General features: G+C 41.5%; 23 protein-coding genes. 5 read left to right on the top strand and 18 right to left on the bottom strand.

The features are described 5' to 3' along the window. Positions 1–28: 28 nt before the first annotated feature. The 12 genes from KTO63_RS22005 to KTO63_RS21950 form a co-directional block, all read right to left on the bottom strand. On the bottom strand, positions 29–391 hold the full coding sequence (locus KTO63_RS22005) for a four helix bundle protein (RefSeq protein ID WP_217794118.1): 363 nt from the start codon (positions 389–391) through the stop codon (positions 29–31). A 53-nt stretch (positions 392–444) separates the two neighbouring features. Further along, a complete protein-coding gene (nuoF, locus tag KTO63_RS22000; RefSeq protein WP_217794117.1) occupies positions 445–1794 on the bottom strand; it encodes an NADH-quinone oxidoreductase subunit NuoF in 1350 nt (449 codons plus the stop codon). Positions 1795–1828: 34 nt separating this feature from the next. After that, positions 1829–2311, bottom strand: coding sequence for a copper resistance protein NlpE (locus KTO63_RS21995; protein WP_217794116.1), 483 nt, complete (start codon positions 2309–2311; stop codon positions 1829–1831). Between the two features lie 15 nt (positions 2312–2326). Then, entirely contained in the window at positions 2327–2824 is a 498-nt protein-coding gene (nuoE, locus tag KTO63_RS21990) for an NADH-quinone oxidoreductase subunit NuoE (protein WP_217794115.1), read from the bottom strand. Between the two features lie 164 nt (positions 2825–2988). Further along, entirely contained in the window at positions 2989–4230 is a 1242-nt protein-coding gene (locus KTO63_RS21985) for an NADH-quinone oxidoreductase subunit D (protein WP_217794114.1), read from the bottom strand. A 182-nt stretch (positions 4231–4412) separates the two neighbouring features. Then, a complete protein-coding gene (locus KTO63_RS21980) occupies positions 4413–4943 on the bottom strand; it encodes an NADH-quinone oxidoreductase subunit C (protein ID WP_217794113.1) in 531 nt (176 codons plus the stop codon). Positions 4944–5119: 176 nt separating this feature from the next. Further along, entirely contained in the window at positions 5120–5701 is a 582-nt protein-coding gene (locus KTO63_RS21975; RefSeq protein ID WP_217794112.1) for an NADH-quinone oxidoreductase subunit B, read from the bottom strand. Between the two features lie 104 nt (positions 5702–5805). Next, positions 5806–6210, bottom strand: coding sequence for an NADH-quinone oxidoreductase subunit A (locus KTO63_RS21970; protein ID WP_217794111.1), 405 nt, complete (start codon positions 6208–6210; stop codon positions 5806–5808). A gap of 226 nt (positions 6211–6436) precedes the next feature. Beyond that, positions 6437–8128, bottom strand: coding sequence for a tetratricopeptide repeat protein (locus KTO63_RS21965; RefSeq protein ID WP_217794110.1), 1692 nt, complete (start codon positions 8126–8128; stop codon positions 6437–6439). Between the two features lie 50 nt (positions 8129–8178). After that, positions 8179–9114: a PstS family phosphate ABC transporter substrate-binding protein gene (locus KTO63_RS21960; protein ID WP_217794109.1), complete on the bottom strand. Its 936-nt coding sequence runs from the start codon at positions 9112–9114 to the stop codon at positions 8179–8181. Beyond that, positions 9111–9344 (bottom strand): hypothetical protein, encoded by a 234-nt coding sequence (locus tag KTO63_RS21955; RefSeq protein WP_217794108.1) that lies wholly within the window; start codon positions 9342–9344, stop codon positions 9111–9113. The genes KTO63_RS21960 and KTO63_RS21955 overlap by 4 nt, the downstream gene beginning before the upstream one ends. 368 nt (positions 9345–9712) lie before the next feature. Beyond that, the gene (locus tag KTO63_RS21950) at positions 9713–10546 is read right to left on the bottom strand and encodes an energy transducer TonB (protein ID WP_217794107.1); all 834 of its coding nucleotides are present in this window, start codon (positions 10544–10546) and stop codon (positions 9713–9715) included. A gap of 273 nt (positions 10547–10819) precedes the next feature. On the opposite strand from KTO63_RS21950, the gene KTO63_RS21945 reads away from it, so the two are divergent. Both KTO63_RS21945 and hisS read left to right on the top strand, forming a co-directional pair. Further along, positions 10820–11278 carry a low molecular weight protein-tyrosine-phosphatase gene (locus KTO63_RS21945; RefSeq protein WP_232373287.1) on the top strand — a complete coding sequence of 153 codons (459 nt, stop codon included), beginning with the start codon at positions 10820–10822 and terminating at the stop codon, positions 11276–11278. Positions 11279–11427: 149 nt separating this feature from the next. After that, positions 11428–12795 carry a histidine--tRNA ligase gene (gene hisS, locus KTO63_RS21940; protein WP_217794106.1) on the top strand — a complete coding sequence of 456 codons (1368 nt, stop codon included), beginning with the start codon at positions 11428–11430 and terminating at the stop codon, positions 12793–12795. A 219-nt stretch (positions 12796–13014) separates the two neighbouring features. Here hisS and KTO63_RS21935 read toward each other — a convergent pair whose 3' ends face one another. From KTO63_RS21935 to KTO63_RS21925, 3 genes are read right to left on the bottom strand one after another with little or no spacing between them, the layout of a single operon-like run. Continuing rightward, on the bottom strand, positions 13015–14208 hold the full coding sequence (locus KTO63_RS21935; protein ID WP_217794105.1) for a thiolase family protein: 1194 nt from the start codon (positions 14206–14208) through the stop codon (positions 13015–13017). A 27-nt stretch (positions 14209–14235) separates the two neighbouring features. Beyond that, entirely contained in the window at positions 14236–14493 is a 258-nt protein-coding gene (locus KTO63_RS21930) for a PDDEXK nuclease domain-containing protein (RefSeq protein ID WP_217794104.1), read from the bottom strand. 19 nt (positions 14494–14512) lie between these two features. Then, complete coding sequence (locus KTO63_RS21925) at positions 14513–15076, bottom strand: DUF1016 N-terminal domain-containing protein (protein ID WP_217794103.1); 564 nt, start codon at positions 15074–15076, stop codon at positions 14513–14515. Positions 15077–15182: 106 nt separating this feature from the next. Between KTO63_RS21925 and rlmN the strand changes: the two genes are divergently transcribed. From rlmN to KTO63_RS21910, 3 genes are all read left to right on the top strand, one after another. Further along, positions 15183–16238 carry a 23S rRNA (adenine(2503)-C(2))-methyltransferase RlmN gene (rlmN, locus tag KTO63_RS21920; RefSeq protein ID WP_217794102.1) on the top strand — a complete coding sequence of 352 codons (1056 nt, stop codon included), beginning with the start codon at positions 15183–15185 and terminating at the stop codon, positions 16236–16238. A gap of 109 nt (positions 16239–16347) precedes the next feature. Next, a complete protein-coding gene (locus KTO63_RS21915; RefSeq protein WP_217794101.1) occupies positions 16348–17502 on the top strand; it encodes a pseudouridine synthase in 1155 nt (384 codons plus the stop codon). Positions 17503–17563: 61 nt separating this feature from the next. Beyond that, positions 17564–18280 carry an RluA family pseudouridine synthase gene (locus tag KTO63_RS21910; protein WP_217794100.1) on the top strand — a complete coding sequence of 239 codons (717 nt, stop codon included), beginning with the start codon at positions 17564–17566 and terminating at the stop codon, positions 18278–18280. 96 nt (positions 18281–18376) lie between these two features. Here KTO63_RS21910 and KTO63_RS21905 read toward each other — a convergent pair whose 3' ends face one another. From KTO63_RS21905 to KTO63_RS21895, 3 genes are all read right to left on the bottom strand, one after another. Continuing rightward, positions 18377–19924, bottom strand: coding sequence for a hypothetical protein (locus tag KTO63_RS21905; protein WP_217794099.1), 1548 nt, complete (start codon positions 19922–19924; stop codon positions 18377–18379). A 158-nt stretch (positions 19925–20082) separates the two neighbouring features. Then, a complete protein-coding gene (locus tag KTO63_RS21900) occupies positions 20083–20817 on the bottom strand; it encodes a TolC family protein (protein ID WP_217794098.1) in 735 nt (244 codons plus the stop codon). A gap of 10 nt (positions 20818–20827) precedes the next feature. Beyond that, entirely contained in the window at positions 20828–22324 is a 1497-nt protein-coding gene (locus KTO63_RS21895; RefSeq protein WP_217794097.1) for an O-antigen ligase family protein, read from the bottom strand. Positions 22325–22572 lie beyond the last annotated feature (248 nt).

The raw sequence follows: 22572 nt of genomic DNA, 5'->3' as shown, positions 1-22572 counted from the left end.
TGGCTCAGTTTTCATTGTTTTACTTTATTTACACTTTTTTCATTTGAATTAAACTTGAAGCAATGATTTTAGATATTTCATTTGCTTCTGATAACAATCCTGCAACTTTCTCTTGTTCACATTTGATTGTGTCTCTAATTAAACACAACCAGTATTTTGTTTCATTTGCAGATTTCAGCGCAATATGATAGAAATTGATTACGTCTTTTTTCGAGCTTCCCACTCCTCCTTCTACCACATTTGCTCCGATTGAAGTTCCACTTCTCAACAGTTGATCAAATATCGAGTGATAAATTCTTTGATACCTCTGTGTCGAAATGAACAACAAGAGCTCTTTCGAAAAAAGATAACACCTCCTCTTTATATCATAAGGTCGATCGATACTCTGCAACCCTTTTTCTTTTTACTTTTTTATTTTTTCTTTTCTCTCGTCGCGTGAAACAGTTAAGCTACAACCTCGCGTGCATCTGCATAATGTGCCAAACCAAAGTTTTGCGTGAGGCAAAGCTCCGGATTGTTTACGTGCCACTCGAATTCGTCTCTGAAATGTCTTATCGCAGCCGCCACAGGCCAAGCGGCAGCATCGCCGAGTGGGCAGATGGTGTTGCCTTCGATCTTTCTTTGGATGTCCCAGAGAAGGTCGATGTCAGTCATTTTGCCTTTGCCGGTCTCTATGTTCTTAAGAATTTTTTCCATCCAGCCAGTTCCTTCGCGGCATGGAGAGCACTGTCCGCAGCTTTCATGACGATAGAAGCGAGCCAACGTCAATGTATGTTTTACCACGCACTGATCTTCGTCCAGTACGATGAATCCACCGGAGCCCATCATCGAACCGGTAGCAAAACCACCGTCGCTAAGGCTTTCGTAATTCATCATTCTTTGTTCGCCCTTCGCTGTTTTGAACAACAGGTTAGCAGGCAAAATAGGAACCGAAGATCCGCCAGGAATACAAGCTTTTAATCTTTTTCCGTTTGGAATGCCACCGCAATATTCATCGCTGTATACAAATTCTTCCACACTGATGGTCATGTCGATTTCGTAGACACCAGGTTTGTTGATATTACCGCAGGCAGAGATCAATTTTGTTCCGGTTGATTTACCAACACCAATTTTCGAATACTCTTCACCACCCATGTTGATGACTGGCACCACAGCTGCCAGCGTCTCAACGTTGTTCACCACTGTTGGTCTGTCCCACACACCTTTCACGGCAGGGAACGGAGGCTTAATGCGTGGGTTACCGCGTTTACCTTCCAGGCTCTCGATCAATGCAGTTTCTTCACCGCAGATGTAAGCGCCGGCACCGCGTTGTACATAAATTTCACAATCAAAACCACTACCCTGGATATTTTTTCCCAACCAACCGTTTGCTTTCGCTTCGTTGATGGCTTGTTCAAGAATATCCGGAATCCACGCGTATTCGCCACGGATGTATATGTAAGTTGCATTAGAACCCAATGCAAAGGATGCTACGATCAATCCTTCTATTAAAAGATGCGGAAGGAACTCCATCAGGTACCTGTCTTTGAAAGTACCAGGCTCACTCTCATCTGCATTGCACACGAGGTGACGGGGAACGCCTTCTGGTTTGGCAATAAAGCTCCATTTCATACCTGCAGGGAAACCGGCACCACCACGACCACGAAGTCCGCTTTTCTTCACTTCTTCCACGATATCGGCGGGAGACATTTTCAATGCCTTTTCCACGCTACGGTAACCACCTTCGCGACGGTAAACATCGTAATAACGAATTCCCTCTACATGTGCTTTGTCTAATAATAGTTTTACTCCCATATCTGTAAAGCTTGCGCTTTTTAATAGTTCTGATCTATTTTTTTGTCAATACGTACATATCTGCCAAAGGCCCCGTGATCTCTTTCCCACTCATGTCCAACTGTCTCAATTTATTTTCTTCCACCTTGTATTTCATCCCCGGTTGAAGCGTTAGCATGTTACCGCTCACTTCCCATTTGCCTTTGGTCGTATTTGTAACCGGTTTCTTTTTGCCCTGGTATTCATCTGTCATCACAAATGTTTTGTCAGCTTTCAATTCCAGGCTTTCTTCAATTCCTTCGCAATCGGCGCAAGGTAATTTTCCGGAGTATGTTCCTGCTATGTCAAGCGAATTGGCTGCGTTGTGAATAGTGTCTGTAGTTGCAGCTTTGGTTGTTTCCTCTGCTGAGCCATCTTTCGCTGTTACATTGTCCTTTGCAATTGAATCTTTTACTTCTGCTGTTGTTTTCTCAGAAACGGTGTTGCTGTTACAAGCGGCAAACGCCAGGATCGAAAAAGCAAAGAGTAATTTTTTCATATGCATCTGTTTTCTTTAGTTATTCGCAGCTGCGTTTCTTCTGCACTCTTCAATGATCGCGTCTACCTTTTCTTTTGTGAGATGTTCGCGATAATGTTTTCCAAGCTGCATCATTGGCGCATAACCACAAGCTCCCAAACATTCAACTGTTTTCAACGTAAACAAACCATCAGGGGTTGTTTCGCCTACTTTAATTCCCAGCTTCTGTTTGATATATTCAATGATGTCCTCACTTCCACGCACCATGCAAGGGCCGGTTTGGCAAACTTCAAACATGTATTTGCCAACAGGTTTTAAATTGTACATGCTGTAGAAAGTAGCCACTTCATACACTTCAATTGGTTCGATCTTCAACAGGCCCGCAACATAATCCATCGTTTCTGAACTGAGCCAGCCGAATTGCTCCTGTGCCAAATGCAACACTGGCAGCAATGCACTCTTCTGTTTCCCGTCCGGGTAACGTGCAATGATCTCTTTTACTTTCGCCAATCTTTCTTCTGAAAACTGTGACATGGTATAATTTGAAAATTTGAAGATTTGAAAATTTGAAAATGACCAATACAGTCTGGTTTTCTCCATTTCAAACTCAAAAATTTTAATAATTGAATGCTACTTATTCATTTGGGTGATTTGCAACTTTCATTTTCAAATTTTCAAATCACCACCTTCTCAAATTTCTAAGCATCCATCTCTCCTGCAATCAGGTTCAATGAACTCATTGTGATAACTGCGTCTGATAACATTCCTCCGCTTGTCAATTCAGAATAGGCCTGGTAATAAATGAAACAAGGTCTTCTGAAATGCAGGCGGTATGGGGTTCTTCCTCCATCACTGATCAAATAGAATCCCAACTCTCCGTTTCCACCTTCAACACTATGGTAAACTTCACCTTTAGGAATTTCTGTTTCACCCATCACTATCTTAAAGTGCCAGATGAGCGCTTCCATTTTGGTGTAAACGTCTTCTTTTTTAGGAAGATAAAATTCAGGAACATCAGCATGATACACTTCTGCATCTTTGCCTTTGAATGCTTTTACTTTCGCGTAAGCCTGTTCGATAATTCTGAGTGATTGCCACATTTCCTGGTTTCTCACAAGGAAACGATCGTAGCAGTCACCTGTTGAACCAACGGGTACTTCAAATTCAAAATCATCGTAGCTGCTGTATGGTGAGTGAACGCGAACGTCGTAGTCAACACCGGCTGCTCTTAAATTAGGACCAGTAAAACCGTAGTTCAATGCTCTGTCTGCACCAATAGGACCCGCGCCAATCAAGCGTTCCATGAAAATCCTGTTGCGGTTGAAAAGGTTTTCAAACTCCTTCAGCACAGCCGGATATTCAGCAAGGAATTTCTCAAGTTTGGCAAAAGCTATATCATTAAAGTTTCTTTCGAAACCGCCTATGCGGCCAATGTTTGTGGTAAGACGTGATCCGCAAACCTCTTCATAAATTTCATAGATCAACTCACGGTATTGCATCACGTAAAGGAATCCAGTAAACGCTCCGGAGTCAACACCCACGATTGAGTTACAGATCAGGTGATCAGAAATGCGGGCCAATTCCATGATGATGATGCGCAGGTATTCCACGCGCTTAGGAAGTGTAATGCCCAACAGCTTCTCAACTGTCATGTGCCAGCCCATGTTGTTGATGGGCGAAGAACAATAGTTGAGCCTGTCTGTCAGTGGAGTGATCTGGTAAAGCGGACGTCTTTCTGCAATTTTCTCAAAAGCCCTGTGGATATATCCAACTGTTTGCTCTGAAGAAACAATGCGTTCGCCATCTACTTCCAAAATATTTTGGAATACACCGTGCGTAGCCGGGTGCGTAGGACCAAGATTAAGCGTTGTAGTCGTCTTTTCTATGGACCCATCCGGAAGTACAATGTGCGGATCTTTTATATGTTGCAATTCTGACATAGAATCAATTAGTCAATTTGAAAATTTGAAGATTTGAAAATTCATTAGGTCAAACCTCCTGTATTTTATGTTACCTTGTCTTTTGAAAATCGGGTAATGGGACAATCATTTTCCCCGCCTGCCGTCTCATGATCGGTCTGATTGAATTCCGTCGGGCAGGAAATTGCCACATTTTCAAATTTTCAAATTACGCTTCCTCCGCGTCCAAACATCTCATCATCTTTATCTACCCTGGATTGATCTTCCAGCGGGTATTGTTTAAGCATTGGGTAGTAGTCCATTTCTTCTACGTTCATTATACGTTTAAGATTTGGATGGCCCACGAAATTGACGCCGAAGAAATCGAAAGTTTCTCTTTCGAGCCAGTTGGCTGCTTCAAACAATTTTGTTGCTGTATAGATGTCTGCAGTATAAGCAGCTCCAGCTTCATTTATTGGTGAAAATACTTTGAAACGGATACGAACATTATCAACAAGGTTGTGTAACAGATACACAATAGCGAGTTCTCTTCCTTTATTGTCCGGATAATGTACAGCGCAGAGGTCTGTTAGAAAACGGAATTTCAAATGCTCATCATCGTACAGGAATTGCAGCACTTTCAGGTTCATTTCTTTCGGTGCTTCAAAAGTCAACATTCCATACGGTGATTCAAAACCTGTTACAGCTTCTCCGAATTTCTCAATCAGCCTTTGTTTTATATAATCTTGATCCATGAGTTAATTTGAAAATTTGAAAATTTGGGAATTTGGAAATGCCTGAACATTTAAATCGCAAATTTCTTATCTGTCATTTTCTCTATTAATAATTCTTTAGCTTGTCTGTCATCAATGGGGCAAGATCCTTTCTACGGCATTTTCAAATCTTCAAATTGCCACATCTTCAAATTGAATTATTGAATGCCATATCCATTCAGCAACGCCTTGTACTGGTCGCTATTTCGGCGGCGGATACTCTCATTCCCTACCAGATCCTGCACTTTCATAAAGCCATCTAAAATAGCTTCTGGTCTTGGAGGACAGCCGGGAACGTACACGTCTACAGGAATGATCTGATCGATGCCCTGCAATACACTGTATGAGTCAAATATACCACCGGAACATGCGCAGGCACCAACTGCTATTACCCATCTTGGCTCTGCCATTTGCAGGTATACCTGTTTTACGATAGGTCCCATTTTTTTTGCAATCGTTCCCATTACCATCAATAAATCGCACTGGCGGGGAGAGAATCCAACTCTTTCAGCGCCAAAGCGAGCCAGATCATAATGAGAGGCCATGGTCGCCATGAATTCGATTCCGCAACAAGATGTAGCGAATGGTAAAGGCCAAAGTGAATTTTTTCTTCCCAAACCTACAACGTCACTCAATTTAGTAGTAAAGAAGCCTTCACCGGTAAAGCCGGCAGGGGCATCGACTATGTTTATAGGCTTACCACCTTCATTTTTCACATTAAACGATACAGGACGAGACATAATATTTTCCTTTTTAAAGCACCTCTGTTGCCTAACAGCTGTACTGTCTTTTAGTTGTAATTTCAAAACCAGCTAATTAACACCAAACAGGCACTAATTATTGCTTAATCTTCCCAGGTGAGGGCTCCTTTTTTTATGATATAGATAAAGCCCAGGATAAAGAAGGCCACAAACATTAAAACTGCACCTAAACCGGGCCAGCCAAGCTCCTTGAAATTTACTGCATAAGGATAGAAGAAAATAACTTCCACGTCAAACAACACGAAGAGAATAGCAACCAGGAAGTATTTAATAGCCATTGGCTGACGGGCGTTTCCCACACTTTCAATACCGCTTTCAAACGTAGCCAGTTTATCGCTGGTGTTACGTCTTGGCCCCAGAATGTTGGCGATACCTAATGTACCCGCTACAAAAAGAGCAGCGAATATTAGTTGCAATGCAATAGGGATGTAGTTGGCAGAGGTATTGGCAACTACCGGAGTACTTACTTGCAAAAGGAACAAGTTCATAATGAGAAGATTGCTTAAAGCGCAAAAATAGGTTAGCCAATGATATAAACCTCAATAATGTGAAATATTCTAGCTGATTATTATCAACCCGTCCGTAGAAAAAGTTTTTTACCCGATTTCAGGTAGAAAAAACTAGTGAAAACACTTACTCAGCAACACTCTTAAAACAAAAAAACTGCCCCGGAGGACAGTTTCTTTGTTTTATGGAAAGAAGATAATAATCTATCTACTTGGCGGTGTGCCCACCAGAGCTTTTGGTAGAAGTTCCGGAGTTACCTGTTGCTTTTTTCTGAGGAGCTGCAGCGGGTTGTTTAGCCGGTTTTTTCAATTTTTCGATGATCTGAGTAGCATCAGTATTGGTTGGATCAAGTGCTACCACTTGCTGCAAATAACCGATTGCCGCATCTTTATCTTTCTTGATATCGTTTGAATAAGAAGCCAGGTAGTAAAGAGACTGAATGATCAAACTCTTCATTTTTACTGAATCTGTTTTCTTAGCAACTTCTACAAATTTCTGATAGTCAGGAACTGCCAATCCGTTTGCCATGGTTGTATCGATCGCTGCATATGAACGTGCTGACCACAAATAACCATAGATTTCTTCAGGGTAAAGTTCTTTGTATTTTCCAAAGATAGCTACCGACGAATCATACACTTTAGCCTGGTAGTAAGCATATCCGTAGTTGTATAAGTCGGTTTTTGTAGACTTAGGATCTGTGTAATAGATCTGTCCCAGCCATTTTGCTTCTTCTGCTCTGTTGCCCAATCTTTTAGATAAACCAGCCGCGCTATTCATCAATTCTAATTTTTCAGTTTTAGAAGTGTCTGCAGCTATAGCCTGCTCATAAGCTTGAAGAGCCTGAGTTTCGTTTCCGGGGAATTTGCTCAACAATTCTGCCTTGAAAGCATAGTCTTTCGGTACGAAATTTTCCGCTTTTTGTTTTGCGAAATACTGATCCAGGTAGCTTTTTGCGTTTACTGAATCTTTTTTCGCATCATAAGCGTAAGCGATCAGTTTGTAATAACGGGGATCCGCTTTGTCACCTTGAGAAGTAATGTATCCCTGAGCGGTACTAATCGCGTTGTCGTAGTTTCCTGAAGCGAAAATGATACTTGTTTTTTCGTAATCATTGTTCGGGTTTGGATCAGAAACTGCCATAAATTTTTCGTAGAAATCTTTTGCTTTGTTGATATCACGATTGAACCAGTAGTAGTACAACTCATAATATGCCGGAGCAAAGCCTGGATCCATCTGCACTGATTGCTCCAATGCAGGAAGGAATATGTCTTTGTTTCCTTGTGTCATGTACAGTTTTGCAATTCTGTACTCAGCGCCTGCATATTTAGGATCGATGTTCAATGCTTTTTGATAAGACTGAACGGCACTTCCGCCATCTCCAAGTTTGCGGTAAGCATCACCAATTACTGTCCAAACTTCAGGGCTTTTGAAGTCTTTAGCTTGAGTAACAGGAGTCAGTTTTTCGATTACGAACTGAGCATCTCCTGCTTTAGAATCTACTATAGCATGGCCAATTGCTGCCATGATATTTACGTCTTTATTTTTAGTAAGGTTAAGTGCAGTCTCGAAACGTTGGCGAGCATCGTCTTTTTTACCTTCGTTCAACTCAATCTGCCCCATGCCCACTAGCATTGCCGGTGCATTGTTGCTGGTTGTTAAGCCTTTTTGATACAGGGCTTTCGCTCCTGCAGTATCTTTTAATTCAAGCAATGTTTGGCCCAACCAATAGGTAGCAATCACATCGTTAGGGTTTGAAGCCAGTGCTTTTTCAAATTCTGCCTTAGCGCTGTTGAACCTTTCGTAGTAATAAAATTTCTTTCCCTGCTCAACACTTTGCGCAAACAAAGAAGTAACGGACATAACCGCTGCCACTGCAATGCTTAAGGTAATTTTCTTCATTGTTTATTTTTCTGGTTTACTAAATATAGATTTTTATATAAAACTACTTTTTACATCCCTGCATCCCGTACAATAAACTGCATTTTCGCAGGCCATAAGTACGCTCTTCTGAAAATCAATTGCCCTTTTTCGTACAACATGAAGTTGGCGAACCCGTTTCCAAGGCCGTCATAATTTTCTTTCAGCACATAATACAAACCACGTACCAACGGATAGCGTCTCATGGCAATATTCGCCTGGTAAGGTTTTACATATGTTTCCTGTGGACAAATACCGCAACGGATGGATGCAATTCTAACTTTTTTCAAAAAACTAATTTGTGATGTGTCCTCCGGATTTCCGATCCAACTAACTCCTATAAAACCAATCGCATCCGGATTATTAGATACGTAATCTATCACTCCAAGGCTGCTTGTGGCGGCCGTAACATTTTTGCCCATCGGCTGGCCCTGCAAAATGGAATCCATGGCATAACGAACTGTGCTCGTTGCAGAAAGGCCGTCGAATACCGGTTTTAGCTTGTAACCACTGGTGCCCTTTAAAATGGACCTTACATCAGTCATGTCAAAGATGGAATCTTTTGCCTGGTTGTTTACGATCAACGCAACTGCGTCGTAGGCAATCTTTCCCTGGAGAGGAGAGAACTTTTCCTTATTGGTCAATAGTTCAACCTCCTTGTCTGTCAATGCCCTTGTAATAATAACCATTCTTACGCTGTCATTATTCAGGTCCTTCAGACACTCAGCTTCCGGCTTGTAATGAGCTATTATTCTGGCATCTTTATTAAGTGCCTCAAATACTTTGATTTGAGAATCAATTACCGGTTTAAAGCTTTCGTCAACACTTATGTTAATTGTTCCTGAATTGGTAGTATCCCCAAAAGGCTTTTGCTGACCATTGTTGCAACCCGCAAGCACACTTACGAAGAAAACTACAACCCAGGTTGAAATAAATTTTATTTTTCTAGAGGCAATATATGATCTCATTCGAAATAGTTCTTTTGGTAACCACGGTAAATTCGCCATCCTCCGTAAACGATACACAATCCGGCAAAGAAATATTTTAGCAGGGGTTCCACTCCAAATTTAAAACCGAGCTTGTCTGAAAACGCGAAAAAAATTCCAAAACACAGAATTACGATGCCCATGCCGTAATCCTTCACGGACCTCATTATACTGTAGTTTTTTTCTTTTCGCTCCTGAAACTTATCGTCCATATGACCCGTTTTTAAATAGAATGGAGCAAGATAATAAAAACATATCTTTTTCGAACGCTAATTCTTTAAACTCTTTTACATTTTTCAATTTTATATTTCCTTCTTTAGATTTTACCATTTTTTATTGTGTGCCATCCCTTTACGTGGGAATTTTTGTGGTTTATTATATTAAAAAAATACGCAATCAAACAGTTAAGATTGGTCCTGCAACTACGTTATATTATTGTGAAAACCTATATCAGCTTTTGTCCCAAAAAGAGCTATGCGGCCAGCCTGGCAACGAACTTGCCGGCTGCCCGCAATGGCTGAGGGTTTAAATAGGGGTTATTGATCCATCATCCAAAGTATATCTCACATATTTCAAAGTACTATTCCTGTTCGGTTTGAAACACAACCGGCAAGGTCATGTACACATTTACGGGGTTGCCGTTTTGAGAACCCGGTTTCCAATGCGGCATTTTTTTCACCACTCTTAAAACCTCTTTATCATATTCCTCTCCGCCTGAACCCACTATCTCAAATCCTGTTACCACACCTGTTTTGTCGACTATGAAGCGAACGAGCACTTTAATGGTACGCTCTTCTTCGTTTGTGATCTCACGCAGATTCTTTTTGAGAAAACGTATCATGGCGCTTGTGCCACCAGGAAACTCGGGCATCATCTCAACGCTTTTGTAGATGGTATTATCTTCCGCAGGCGGCGTTGTAGCATTGTCGCTTCCTGTTCCCGGTCCCGTTCCGCTACCATTACCTTGCGGTTGGACAGTACCATCAGAGGCATTACCTTCTTTTGTTTCGGTACCTATTGCTTTGTTTTCCATTGCCTCAACGGGCGGCACAGTCGTCTCACTTTCTGTTATTACCGGCGCCGTATTCTGGATTGTAGCAATATTTTGTTTAAGCGCTCCGGCATCCATTTTGGGTTTTAGTTTTGGTATAACAGGGTCCTTTTTTTGAGGAGGCGGAGTTGGATCTGCTGCAAGAGTTACAACCGGCCCTTCTGCAATAAATACAGCAGGTTTTTCCTTCGCCTTAAAAGACAAACACCCCACAACAATCGCCACCAGAGAAAACATCCCTCCTATCGCAGTCATCAGTCTTTTATTGTACTCTTTCCTTAATGTGTATGCGCCATATTGTTTGTTACGGTTTTCAAATAGTATGTCAAGCACATCACTGTGTAAAATTGAATTAGCATTCATAATAGTATGTTTTACTTGGGAAAATTCGTTTTGTACAAACCAGCGCTGTGTTCTTAATAATGAGATGCGGGGACGAAAAGATTCCATAAACATTTCTCAAAATTGAATAACTGAATAAACTGAATGGACTGAATAACTGAGTAGTTGAAGGTCGAAGGGGCTTGGCATTTATAAATCATTCAGTCTATTCAGTCTATTCAGTTATTCAATCATTCGGGGACCAGCGTTAAGCGTTAGGCATTTAGCGTTAGGCGTTTTCCTATCTTTGCGCCCATGAATATCTTGATGGTATGTCTGGGCAATATTTGCCGGAGCCCATTAGCGGAAGGAATTTTACAAGACAAAGCAGCGAGCGCGGGACTGGATTGGCATGTTGATAGCGCCGGCACAAATGGCTATCATGTTGGAGAAGCGCCTCATCCATTGTCGCAAAAAGTAGCGTTGATGAATGGCGTTGATATCAGTGCACAACGTTCAAGAAAATTTGTAGCAGACGATTTCGACAAGTTCGACAAAATATATGCAATGGCGGAAGATGTAGTGGATGATATGCGACGCATTGCAAAAAATAAATTCGATGAAAGCAAAGTAGAATTATTGTTGAACGAATTGTATCCGGGAAAAAATATGGACGTGCCTGATCCCTGGTATGGAACAGAACCAGGATATCACAAAGTATATGCATTGATAGAGGAAGCGTGTGAGGTGATTGTGGAAAGGCATAAGGGGTGAGACGTGAGATGTACGGAGTACGATGTACGATGTACGAAATTCATTACAATGACACAACCGAAACACTTTCGTACAACGCACTTCGTACATCGTACACAGCAATAACAACAAGACTTTAATAATTAGAAAGAATACACAAATAAACTTCAATGAGTAAGCCTTCTTTACCGCAGGGAACAAGAGATTTTAGTGCGGAAGTAGTTCGTAAACGCAATTACATTTTTAATACAATTCGCAGCATATTTGAACTATATGGATTTCAACCGCTGGAAACGCCGGCAATGGAAAACCTTGAAACATTGATGGGAAAATATGGTGAAGAGGGAGATAAACTCATTTTCAAAATATTGAATAACGGCTTGAGCGATTCGAAAAATATTGACAAAGCCAAAGCGGCTTTTGAAAATGTTTTGTTGGGCAAGAATGACAAAAATCTTACTGAACGTGCTTTGCGTTATGACTTAACCATTCCTTTTGCAAGATATGTGGCAATGAATTATTCTCTATTGCCAATGCCTTTCAAGCGTTACCAAATACAACCGGTGTGGAGAGCTGATCGCCCACAACGTGGCCGCTACCGTGAGTTTTATCAATGCGATGCAGATGTGGTGGGAAGTAAAAGTTTGTTGAATGAAGTTGAGCTAACCAATATTTATGCAAGTGCTTTTGAGAAACTGAATATCCCTGTTGAAATAAGAATCAACAGCAGAAAGGTTTTGGCGGCATTGGCAGAAATTTGCGGCGGTGCAGATAAAATGCTCGACATTACCATCGCTATTGATAAGCTTGATAAAATTGGTATTGAAAAAGTTAAAGAAGAACTGCAACAACGCGGTTTGAATGCTGAGCAGATCAGCACGATAGAGCAATACCTTAACATTGCAGGCTCCAATGAAGAAAAGATTGAAGCTCTATCAAAACTGATTGGTGATAATGAAACAGGAAAAGCAGGTTTGAATGAAATCAACTATTTGCTTTCGAATAGTCGCTTAACATCCGCTACAAGCCAAATCGTGACTGACTTTACGCTTGCACGTGGTTTGAATTATTATACCGGTATTATTTTCGAAATCAAAGCCATTGGTGCCAACATGGGTAGCATCGGCGGCGGCGGAAGATACGATGACCTGACAGGTTTGTTTGGTGTTCCAAATGTTCCTGGAGTGGGCATCAGCTTTGGTGTGGATAGAATTTATGACGTAATGGAGGAGCTAAACTTATTTCCTTCCGATGTTCATACCGGAACACAGGTTTTGTTTTTTAACCTTGGAGAAGCTGAGAGCAATGCAGCCTTTCAACTGGCGCAGCAACTACGCAGCAAAGGCATTCGCAGCGAGCTCTTCCATGAGAACAGCAAGTTTGACAAACAATTCAAATATGCCGAGAAGAAAGTAATTCCTTACATCGTGATATTGGGCAGCAAAGAACTTGAAGAAAAGAAAGTGAACATTAAGAACCTATCTACGGGTGAGCAACAAACGATAAGTTTTGATGAGTTGCTGAACTTTGGGTTTTGAGAATTGGAACGCCCGCCTGAATGACTAGTCGGGCAGGCAGATTTTCATGATCGTCATGATTGACATGATTTTTTATAAAAAGAAAAGACTTCGATTATTTTTGAAGTCTTTTCTTTTTATAAGTATTTCGTCAAAACAGGAGATATAGCATCCAGCCTTTTCTATCCAAAATAAAATCATCACAAATCATGACGATCATGAAAATCTGCGTTCTTTCTCTCACACGCGTTCCACGATCATCGCTGTGCCCTGCCCTACTCCCACGCAAGCAGAAGCTAGTCCGTAACGAAGCTGTGATCGAAACATTTCATGCACCAACGTCGTAACAATTCTTGCGCCGCTTGTACCTAACGGATTTCCTAAAGCAATGGCGCCGCCGTTTACATTTACAATGCTTTGATCAAGGTTCAGTTCACGCATGCAGGCAATACTTTGCGAAGCAAAAGCCTCATTCATTTCCGCGATGTTAATGTCCTTAATCGTAAGATTGGCACGTTGTAAAGCCTTCTGGGTTGCAGGAACGGGCGCAATACCCATTACTGAAGGGTCAACGCCTGCGATGGCCATGGAAACAATTTTTGCCATTGGCCTCAACCGGAAGGCTTCCACGGCCTCCTCACTCGCCAATAACAAGGCCGAAGCGCCATCATTTATTGAAGAGGAGTTGCCTACTGTTACGGTTCCGTTTTTTACAAAAGCAGGTTTTAATGCTGCCAATCTTTCTAAAGTGGTTGATCTTGGCGGTTCATCTTTACAAACTATTTCCGGCTTGCGGGATGTTGAAATATCTACGCCGATGATCTCATCTTCCCATTTACCGGCGGCCAAAGCTTTCTCGTATTTTATTTGCGAAGCGTAGGCAAAAAGGTCTTGCTCTTCCCTTGAGATGCTCCATCGCTGCGCCACATTTTCTGCTGTTTCGCCCATGTTATAGGGGTAATACATTTCAGCCAGCTTTTTATTGGTAAAGCGCCATCCGATGGTTGAGTCGTGCATTTCCTGCGCTCTGTTCCATGAGCCTTCTCCTTTTGATAAAATGAATGGCGCCCTGGTCATGCTTTCCACGCCTCCCGCAATATAAATGTCTCCTTCATTGCACATGATGGCACGGGCTGCATCCATAATGGCCTGCATGCCTGAGCCGCAAAGCCTGTTCACTGTGTTGCCTCCTACTGATACGGGAAAACCAGCCAGCAAAACAGCCATTCTCGCCACATCGCGGCAATCTTCTCCTGCCTGGTTGGCATCGCCGGCAATTACGTCTTCAATGGCCTGTAAGGGAACATTTGACTGGCGTTTCATCAATTCTTTGATGGTGTGTGCCAGCATATCATCTGCTCTCACATTTGCTAAAATGCCGCCATATTTGCCTATTGGGGTCCGAACTGCGTCGATTATGTAAACTGGTTTCATTTATCGGAAGAGGGTAATTTTTAGCTCTTAGTCAATATTATTTTCAATCAATTCCTTGAGAGATTCTTTGCTTGGCAAAACTGTGAGGTATTTGCTAGCAAAAATTTGTTCGTTGTTTTCTGGCAATGTGTATTGAACCACAGCCTCACTCTTGTTTTGACAAAGAATTATTCCTATTGTCTTGTTTTCATCTTTCAGCTTAATTTCTCTATCGTAGTAGTTCACGTACATCTGCATTTGGCCGATATCCTGATGTTTTAATTCTCCTATTTTTAAATCGATCAATACAAAACACCTTAAGAGTCTATGCTGAATCGTATTGTCGTTCGAGCTCCCGCAAACTCCAATTATTCTTAAATGATTCTATTTCATAGAATTGCCTTTCCTTTTCATTGTTAATTCTCATGAGCTTTAGGTAATGAGACCAGCTTAATTTGAATTGCGCAGACGGTGTCTCTGCTTTTTGCGGTTGGTCAGACAGCGTCTGACCTTTTTCACTTTCCAATTCGCCAGGCACTGTCTGTCTAATCGAGAATTCATTTGTAAATGATTGATTTTTATCGTTTTGAAATTCGACAGACAGTGTTTGTCGAATTGAATAGACCAAATAAAACTGACGCATGTGCTTCAAATTGCTTGCAGAAAAACCCTTACCAAATTCTTTGGTCAGCTTTACAGACAATTCTACAAGCAACTGTTTTCCGTAATCTGCACGTTCTCTTCCATGCTGTTCTTCTTCCACGATCATTCGCCCAATCTCGTAATAAGCAAACACCATAGTTTGGTTAACGACTGAAGCCACCCGATTTCTGGCAGTTTTTAACAAAGTGGCAATTCGTTCGGATAAATTATTGGAACTCAAATCCATATGCGTAAAGGAATGAATGTTTTGGCAAATATAACCCTTTCAAAAGTTACACATCGGTGGCAAATATCTCCTTGACCCTCCGCCCCTTTTATCGTACCTTTGCACGATGTTAAACACAGACAAGAAGAATATTCGTCATTTATCGCAGGATGAATTGACGCAGTATTTTGAGGAATTGGGGGAGAAAAAGTTCAGGGCAAAACAAGTTTACGAGTGGATTTGGCTTAAACACGCACACACTTTCGATGCAATGACAAACCTGAGTAAAGAGCTTCGTGCGAAACTTTCTGAGCACTTTTCTTTACCGGCATTGACAGTTGACGCGACACAATACAGCGCCGATGGCACCGTAAAAAGCCGTTTCAGAACTACTGACGGTCATTTGGTGGAAGGCGTTTTGATTCCTACAGAAAACAGGCAAACCGCCTGTGTATCTTCACAAATTGGTTGTTCACTAAGTTGCAAATTCTGCGCTACGGGCTACATGGACCGCAAGCGTAATTTGTCTTACGACGAAATATATGACGAGGTTGTTCTGATCAACCAGCAGGCAGAACGTGTACATGGCAAAAAGCTAAGCAATATCGTTTTTATGGGCATGGGCGAACCTTTGCTGAACTATAAAAACGTGCTGAAAGCGATTGAAAGAATTTCTGCGGAAGATGGTCTCGGCATGAGCCCACGCCGCATTACCGTTTCGACTGCGGGTGTTGCAAAAATGATCAGGCAGCTGGGTGATGACAAAGTGCGTTTTAAACTTGCTTTATCGCTTCACGCGGCGAATGATGAAAAGCGCCACCAGATCATGCCGATCAACGATACCAACAATATCAAATCATTGATTGATGCGCTGAATTATTTTTATCAGCAAACCGGTAACGAGATCACGTTTGAATATATCCTGTTCAACAATTTTAACGACTCATTGCAAGATGCAGATGAGCTGATCAAGATCTATCGCCAGGTGCCTGCAGATCTTATCAATATCATCGAGTACAATCCAATTGATCTCGCACAATTCACCAAACCCGATGAAGCTACTACCGACAAGTTCATGCAGTATCTTGAGAAACACCGCGTGAATGTGCGCCTGCGCAGAAGCCGTGGTAAAGATATTGACGCAGCATGCGGACAATTGGCTAATAAAGAGGTCGACGTATAAAATCAAAATTCAAAAGGTAAAAGTCAAAAGGGGTGTCCCTTTTTTGAATTTTTACTTTTGAATTTTCACTTTCATAACTACTGTTGAAAAACAGCAAATTTTTAAAATCATGGGAAGAATTTCACAGTTCGAGAAATTTATCAACAAGAAAAAAGCGGGTACTGTAAAAGAAAAGTACAAGCAAGACAGAAAAGCAGCTAAAAAAGAAAGAGCTGCGGCTATTGACAAGCATTTCGAAGACAAAAGAAAGCAGAAAGCTGAGGCGTACGAACTAAAGAAAGCGGGCCTTACCGCTTCCGGATCGCCTAAAGTAAGTAAAGAAGAGATCAGGGCGCTTAAAGGCGGAAATGCAAAAAATCCGAAAGACGCGAAATTCAAGAAAACCGCCGAACCTGTTACTAACAATACAACAAAGCCTGGAAAACCAGCAGGCAAAATTTCCATTTCAAAAAATACTGATGTAAAAGCGAAAGCTGCTCCTGCTGCTGGTAATAAAGACGTGCAGGAAGAAATCATGGGCAACCATGCCGGAATGCCTTTGAACAAATACATTGCCCATGGTGGTGTGTGTTCACGCAGAGATGCGGCTACTTTGGTGAAAGAAGGAAAGGTAGAAGTAAATGGCAAAGTGGTTACTGAGCCGGGTTATAAACTTGGTGAGAAAGATGTAATCAAAGTGAATGGCAAAAAAGTCATTCCTACAAAGAACCTTGTTTACATTTTGTTGAACAAGCCAAAAGATTACATCACTACAACTGATGATCCGCAGGGAAGAAAAACGGTGTTGCAGTTGATCAGAACAGCTACGGAAGAACGTGTGTATCCTGTGGGCAGACTCGATAGAAATACGTCCGGTGTTTTGTTGCTTACAAACGACGGCGATCTTGCACAAACACTTAGCCACCCAAGCCACGAGATCAAAAAAATATACGAGGTAACGCTTGACAAACCTCTTACTAAAAATGACTTTGACAGCATTGCTGCCGGTCTTACATTGGAAGATGGTTTTATTGCTCCGGATGCTTTGGGTTATGTTGATCCAAAAGATAAATCTATTATCGGCATCGAGATCCACAGCGGAAGAAACCGTATCGTGCGCCGCATTTTCGAACATTTGAAATATGATGTAAAAGGCCTTGATCGCGTAATGTATGCAGGTCTTACAAAGAAAAATGTGAACCGCGGTAAGTTCCGTTTACTGAACGAAAAAGAAGTAAGAACACTTAAACATTTCAACAGATCGGTGAAGAAAGGTCAAAAGTAGTATAGCACACTGATGACACTGATTAAACTGATTTACACTGATATTTTATTTTCAATTTAACATGAAGCATTCTCTGGAGATCATTTTTGAGAACGACAATTTTATTGCTGTTAATAAGCCTTCGGGTCTTTTATCTGTGCCGGACAGAATGCAATCCGAAGTTTCTTTAAAAGACATTTTACTCGATAAATACGGAGAAATTTTTACCGTTCACCGCCTTGATAAGGACACAAGTGGTGTGATTGTTTTTGCAAAGAATGAACAAACGCACAAGCATCTCTCGCAACAATTTGAACAACGTGAAACAGAGAAGTTTTATGTTGGTTTGGTGTTAGGAAGATTGTCTGTACCAAGTGGGCTTATTGATATGCCGATCATTGAGCATCCTGTAAAGAAAGGTGTGATGACTACCAATAGAAAAGGTAAGGCATCACAAACTGCATACCAGGTGTTGGAAGAGTTTAACAACTATTCATGGATGCAGTTTCAGATCTTCACCGGACGTACACACCAGATACGTGTGCACATGAAACACCTTGGTCACGCTATTGTTTGTGACGAAGTGTATGGTGACGGACATCCTGTTTTACTTTCTGCAATCAAGAAAAAATTTAAGCTGGGCAAAGATGTTCTGGAAGAAAAACCTTTGCTTAATCGCCTTGCTTTGCATGCGCAAAAACTGATCGTAAAGGATGAAGAAGGAAACGCTCATGTGCTGGAAGCTGCTGTACCAAAGGACATGAGAGCGACGTTGAATCAGTTGGAGAAGTGGAACTAGAGATAATAAAAAAGTCAAAAGGAAAAATTCAAAAATTGGAGTCTCCGCTTTTTTGAATTTTTCCTTTTGACTTTTTACTTTATGAAGAAAGGAAATCTATCGATAATATTCCACCCTGTTCTCCTTCGGTAAATACGTTTCTGCATACTGCAAAAGATTCTGCTTTAGCATGCCGGCAGCCGCCGCGTTAGGTGCATAGAACGTAACCATATCATCTCCGCAAATAACATTGTAAGGCAAATACCATCTTGCCACTTTCACCCAATCTTCAGAGATATCCGGCTTGAACCATGAATCGTAAATCATGATCAGCTTGACGTCATTCTTTTTTACCAACTCACGCAGGAAAGCGGTGTTGTAATAATTGTCTTTGCGTGCTTTTGTTACTTCGTTATTGGCAAGGCCCCAAAGGTCAAGCGTTTTGATATCGCCAAAGTAACTGATCGCTCCAATGTCGTTTGCAGCAATGGCTTGGCCGTTGTAATATTCTTCTACAAATTTTCCCATCTGGTATTGCTGGTCATAAATATTGTGGATGGCACCGGCTGTCTTGCGCTGTGCATTAGCAACGCGGAGCACCAGGTTCGAACACATGATGATGGTGAACGCGCCAAAAATTAAAGTAGCAGGTTTTCTCCATTCCTTCCAGTTGAATTCCTGCAGGAACATTTTCAATAACTGGGAAACTGCCAATACGATCAAATAGGCTTCGTAGCGGAAGAACCAACCGAACTGGGCAAACACGCTATGAAAGAAAGTAGTGATGATGAATATTGCTACGAGATAAAAATCACGATCGTACAAGCCTCTCTTAATTCTATCGTATGCAACGAGACATGCTACAATCAAAATACCGCCAAGGCTCATGGACAATGCAGGCAAGGATAACTGACCGCCGGCGATAGATTTAAAGTTTGTATTTCCTTTTATCAATACTGAATTTGGTATGGGGAACCCTCCTTTGCTGTAAAAGAAAATGCCAAACAATACAACCGGCACAATGCTTACTGCACCTATAAGAAATGCAGGAGCAATTTTCTTTCTCAACAATAATATTCCACACACTGAGCCAACCAAGAACACATTTTCATATCGTGTAAAAACCATTAGTGCGGCTAATATTGCAACGGGCCAAAACGATTTCTTTTTATCGTCTGATACAATGTATGTTGCTGCAGCATGTACAAAAAACAAGGTGAATGATATCTGCAGTGTGTGCTCCATTCCTGATAATGATAAAGATGGAATCACCGCGAGTATCATCGTAACGATCATCACCAGTATTTTCTGCTGATTGGTAAGTGTGCTGTTGTTATTCAATTCCCGTGACAACGCATACATCACCAGTATGCCGCCCAGCAAGCTAATGATGAACGGAGAGTAAATGTTTACACCGGCAATGATATAGCTTAACGTAAGCACCAAAGTGTAAAAAGGAGAGGATGACGTGGACACCCATCCGCTGTTTGTAACGCCCCACACATGGCTCACAGCAAGATTTTTCGCTACTGACATGTGAATGAAAGCATCATCTAATGGATAACAAAAATGGCCGCCGGTTCTGTGAAGCGCCTGCATCTCCAATAAAGCAACAAATACCAGCAGTAACGCGGTACAAACTAAAAAAGGGCTATATTTTTTCATTACTATTTTTAGGGGATCGTGAATCGTCAAAGGTGAAGCGTGAATTGGTCGCCTGTTATCCCACAGGTTATAATTAACACAACGTCGCTAAATTTCGCGACCGCACATAAACAGAGCGTGTTTCACCTGTTAATTCTTAATTATTAATTCCTAATTGCTTATCGTTTGTCTCTTTCATAACTGGCAAGCAATTCATCAAACGGCATACCTATCATGGCTTCCAGGTCAAGTTTGATAACGTTGAGGTTGCGCTGCATTTCAATTTTTTGAGATTGCTCCTGTGTCCATTTTTTAAATCCTGCGTTGTATTCTTTTTGCTCTATGATGCCATCAGAAAAATCCCTTTCCTGTTGTTTGTATTCCTGGAAAGCATCTTGCGTGATCTGGCTTTGAAATTCCAGCTTTTGTTTTGCCAGCAAATAATCTTCATAGGCAGTGAGCACCTGAGCTTTGATGACGCGGTAGCGTTCATTTCTTTCTGCCTGCGCTATACCAAGATTTTCTTTAGCGATCCTGATGTCCCTGCTTCTTGTAATGAAGAGGTCCAATGGCAAAGTGGCTCCGATATTGTATCTTGGATACAATGTGTTGTAACCGTTCTCTGGTGGATTGATAGTAAATTCATTTACGTTACCGGCAATAGTGATCTGTCCAAGTATCTTAGTTTTTGTTCTGCTCAATTCCTGATCGGCTATTGCTACTCTTCTATCCGCCACTTCATATGTTGGGTTTTGAATGGCCAGTTGCACCAGCTTTTCGCGGATATCAGATTTCTTCGAAGTGTCCGCGGTGAGATAAGTGCTATTGCCAGCGGAAGAGCTCTGCTTTTTCTGAGCAAATCCACTAACAAACAATCCAAAGGATACAAGAAGTAAGCCTAATGTTCTTTTCATAACACGGTATTTATATGTTGCTTTTTTCCGGTGTTGGTGTGTCATAGTCAATTAATTTGTAAAGAATAACCAGCAATGGGTAATAGAAATATGAATATGGATAGCCGCCGTTGGTTATCTGGGAAATTTCCCCCACCAATAATATAAATAAAAAAACTGTGATTGCAATATATGCGTTCTTAATTTCAGGTCTTTTCGCCTTGTAAAACCCTTCAAGCCCGGCTTTAAGCACTATAAAATAGAAAAGCATGTGAATGGCATATCCCAGCCATCCCTGCTCTGCCAATATTTTCATGTATCCGCTATCGGGTGGATAGCTGGCCAGATAGTGTGAGGGATTGTAGTTTTGCCCCTCCGCTCCTGTTGTATTGATACCTCCACCCAAAGGGTGTGACCATATGTAAGGTTGAACGTTGTGCCTGTTATAATCGCGAATGTTTGCGGACGCATCTTTGTTTCCTTCGAGGGTAGATTTCATCCGGAATACCACGGGATTATTTTGAAACGGTCCAAACAACAATGCTCCGGTGAAAAATACGAAAGCAACAATAAGGGCCGCCGTTTTCTTTTCGTTAATGGTAAATATTCCATAACCGGCGATACCGGCTGCGATCATCAGGTTGGCGGTACGTGTACCGGAATAGCTTGATGAAAGCAGAATAAGAATACCCGCGATAATTAGCAGGATGCGATTTCTCGTGTGATTGCTTCTTATACCAAGGATCAAAGTGAATACGCCTGTGGACGACATACACACCCCAAAGCCGGCGGGATCTGTAAGAATGGAGAACTTACGCATGAATCCCGTTTGGAAAAACAAGTTTACCCTTTGGGCATCAGAATAGATCCATCTTTCTTCAAACTCAAAAAATCCAAGCCACTGCTGTTTGATTCCCCAGAGGGCAATGAACAAAGAAATGCCTACCCACAAGGCAAGAAAATCGAAAATCTTTTTTTCGTTATCGAGCAGTAAATAGGTAATGTAATAAAACATCAGAAAGCTAAGCTGCTTGCGGAAAAACAACGACCATCCAAACAAACTTTGTGTTTCGGGGTTGAAGGCTTCTATAAGAAAATATGAATACTGAATGATGAGAATGACAGAGATGGGGTTTCTCCAGAACTCGCCTACGTTGATGCGTTCGCGATATTGCTTGGCCAATACGCCAAAGAACACTACGTATGAGAGCACCTCAATTAACAATCCCAAAGGCAAAGGAATATGCACGAGCCGGTCTGGCAGCGATATAAATGTGGAAATTAAAATAACCATGTAGTATCCCCACATTGGTTTTTTAAGGCAAAGTATTACGATGAATACGCCTACTGCACAAAAACAAACAATAACTGCTGTTACGGCCTCACCTATTGCAGTGGCGTATGCGAGCGCAACCCCCACGGCTGCCATAATCAGCCAGCCTAACGGAGAGTCCATTTTTTTGGCTACAATCTGATCCTGCAGCCATGAAAGAACAGAGTTGGTATATATTTTCAGTTGGTCGAACATTCGGTTGTTTTTCAGAAAAATAAAAAGTGCGCATACATGTACACGATATAACCTCCCACAAATAGAAGAGAGACGATTCGTAGTACCTTTGTTTCGGTTTTTTGTTCTTCAGACATTTTTTTAAGTTGACAGTTGTTGGTTGTTAGTTGTTAGGCTTCATGATTAATCTTGTTCTCTTCTTCATAACACTTCACAATTCCTTCTACCCTTCTTGAATTCATTTTCCCAACATCTCGCACCCTGCTCTA

Origin of the sequence: Pinibacter aurantiacus (assembly GCF_019130065.1) — a bacterium.
GTDB lineage: Bacteria > Bacteroidota > Bacteroidia > Chitinophagales > Chitinophagaceae > Pinibacter > Pinibacter aurantiacus.
This window is presented reverse-complemented; position numbering and strand designations above follow the sequence as displayed.

Bases quoted from the DNA above. Each gene is read 5' to 3' on its own strand.
- nuoF (WP_217794117.1), bottom strand. From the start codon at position 1,794: ATGGGAGTAAAACTATTATTAGACAAAGCACATGTAGAGGGAATTCGT.
- KTO63_RS21995 (WP_217794116.1), bottom strand. From the start codon at position 2,311: ATGAAAAAATTACTCTTTGCTTTTTCGATCCTGGCGTTTGCCGCTTGT.
- nuoE (WP_217794115.1), bottom strand. From the start codon at position 2,824: ATGTCACAGTTTTCAGAAGAAAGATTGGCGAAAGTAAAAGAGATCATT.
- KTO63_RS21985 (WP_217794114.1), bottom strand. From the start codon at position 4,230: ATGTCAGAATTGCAACATATAAAAGATCCGCACATTGTACTTCCGGAT.
- KTO63_RS21980 (WP_217794113.1), bottom strand. From the start codon at position 4,943: ATGGATCAAGATTATATAAAACAAAGGCTGATTGAGAAATTCGGAGAA.
- KTO63_RS21975 (WP_217794112.1), bottom strand. From the start codon at position 5,701: ATGTCTCGTCCTGTATCGTTTAATGTGAAAAATGAAGGTGGTAAGCCT.
- KTO63_RS21970 (WP_217794111.1), bottom strand. From the start codon at position 6,210: ATGAACTTGTTCCTTTTGCAAGTAAGTACTCCGGTAGTTGCCAATACC.
- KTO63_RS21965 (WP_217794110.1), bottom strand. From the start codon at position 8,128: ATGAAGAAAATTACCTTAAGCATTGCAGTGGCAGCGGTTATGTCCGTT.
- KTO63_RS21960 (WP_217794109.1), bottom strand. From the start codon at position 9,114: ATGAGATCATATATTGCCTCTAGAAAAATAAAATTTATTTCAACCTGG.
- KTO63_RS21955 (WP_217794108.1), bottom strand. From the start codon at position 9,344: ATGGACGATAAGTTTCAGGAGCGAAAAGAAAAAAACTACAGTATAATG.
- KTO63_RS21950 (WP_217794107.1), bottom strand. From the start codon at position 10,546: ATGAATGCTAATTCAATTTTACACAGTGATGTGCTTGACATACTATTT.
- KTO63_RS21945 (WP_232373287.1), top strand. From the start codon at position 10,820: ATGAATATCTTGATGGTATGTCTGGGCAATATTTGCCGGAGCCCATTA.
- hisS (WP_217794106.1), top strand. From the start codon at position 11,428: ATGAGTAAGCCTTCTTTACCGCAGGGAACAAGAGATTTTAGTGCGGAA.
- KTO63_RS21935 (WP_217794105.1), bottom strand. From the start codon at position 14,208: ATGAAACCAGTTTACATAATCGACGCAGTTCGGACCCCAATAGGCAAA.
- KTO63_RS21925 (WP_217794103.1), bottom strand. From the start codon at position 15,076: ATGGATTTGAGTTCCAATAATTTATCCGAACGAATTGCCACTTTGTTA.
- rlmN (WP_217794102.1), top strand. From the start codon at position 15,183: ATGTTAAACACAGACAAGAAGAATATTCGTCATTTATCGCAGGATGAA.
- KTO63_RS21915 (WP_217794101.1), top strand. From the start codon at position 16,348: ATGGGAAGAATTTCACAGTTCGAGAAATTTATCAACAAGAAAAAAGCG.
- KTO63_RS21910 (WP_217794100.1), top strand. From the start codon at position 17,564: ATGAAGCATTCTCTGGAGATCATTTTTGAGAACGACAATTTTATTGCT.
- KTO63_RS21905 (WP_217794099.1), bottom strand. From the start codon at position 19,924: ATGAAAAAATATAGCCCTTTTTTAGTTTGTACCGCGTTACTGCTGGTA.
- KTO63_RS21900 (WP_217794098.1), bottom strand. From the start codon at position 20,817: ATGAAAAGAACATTAGGCTTACTTCTTGTATCCTTTGGATTGTTTGTT.
- KTO63_RS21895 (WP_217794097.1), bottom strand. From the start codon at position 22,324: ATGTTCGACCAACTGAAAATATATACCAACTCTGTTCTTTCATGGCTG.